The organism is Staphylococcus simulans, assembly GCF_002902285.1.
GTDB classification, from domain to species: Bacteria; Bacillota; Bacilli; order Staphylococcales; family Staphylococcaceae; genus Staphylococcus; species Staphylococcus simulans.
Genome location: NZ_PPRU01000050.1, coordinates 1 through 1281 on the forward strand (window position 1 = coordinate 1; position 1281 = coordinate 1281).

General features: G+C 53.1%; 1 rRNA gene. It reads left to right on the plus strand.

Annotated elements, in window-relative coordinates:
• Positions 1-1281 (plus strand): 23S ribosomal RNA (locus CD112_RS11470); the annotation flags it as partial.

Consider the following 1281-nt stretch of genomic DNA (forward strand, 5'->3'; position numbering starts at 1 on the left):
AAATCCGCCATTCTCAAGGTTGAGCTGTGATGGGGAGAGGAAACATGTTTTCCTCGAGTCGTTGATTTCACACTGTCGAGAAAAGCCTCTAGCTAGATAACTGGTGCCCGTACCGCAAACCGACACAGGTAGTCAAGATGAGAATTCTAAGGTGAGCGAGAGAACTCTCGTTAAGGAACTCGGCAAAATGACCCCGTAACTTCGGGAGAAGGGGTGCTCTTTAGGGTTCACGCTCTGAAGAGCCGCAGTGAATAGGCCCAAGCGACTGTTTATCAAAAACACAGGTCTCTGCTAAACCGTAAGGTGATGTATAGGGGCTGACGCCTGCCCGGTGCTGGAAGGTTAAGAGGAGTGGTTAGCTTCTGCGAAGCTACGAATCGAAGCCCCAGTAAACGGCGGCCGTAACTATAACGGTCCTAAGGTAGCGAAATTCCTTGTCGGGTAAGTTCCGACCCGCACGAAAGGCGTAACGATTTGGGCACTGTCTCAACGAGAGACTCGGTGAAATCATAGTACCTGTGAAGATGCAGGTTACCCGCGACAGGACGGAAAGACCCCGTGGAGCTTTACTGTAGCCTGATATTGAAATTCGGCACAGCTTGTACAGGATAGGTAGGAGCCTTAGAAGCGTGAGCGCCAGCTTACGTGGAGGCGCTGGTGGGATACTACCCTAGCTGTGTTGGATTTCTAACCCGCGCCATTGATCATGGCGGGAGACAGTGTCAGGCGGGCAGTTTGACTGGGGCGGTCGCCTCCTAAAGTGTAACGGAGGCGCTCAAAGGTTCCCTCAGAATGGTTGGAAATCATTCATAGAGTGTAAAGGCATAAGGGAGCTTGACTGCGAGACCTACAAGTCGAGCAGGGTCGAAAGACGGACTTAGTGATCCGGTGGTTCCGCATGGAAGGGCCATCGCTCAACGGATAAAAGCTACCCCGGGGATAACAGGCTTATCTCCCCCAAGAGTTCACATCGACGGGGAGGTTTGGCACCTCGATGTCGGCTCATCGCATCCTGGGGCTGTAGTCGGTCCCAAGGGTTGGGCTGTTCGCCCATTAAAGCGGTACGCGAGCTGGGTTCAGAACGTCGTGAGACAGTTCGGTCCCTATCCGTCGTGGGCGTAGGAAATTTGAGAGGAGCTGTCCTTAGTACGAGAGGACCGGGATGGACATACCTCTGGTGTACCAGTTGTCGTGCCAACGGCATAGCTGGGTAGCTATGTATGGACGGGATAAGTGCTGAAAGCATCTAAGCATGAAGCCCCCCTCAAGATGAGATTTCCC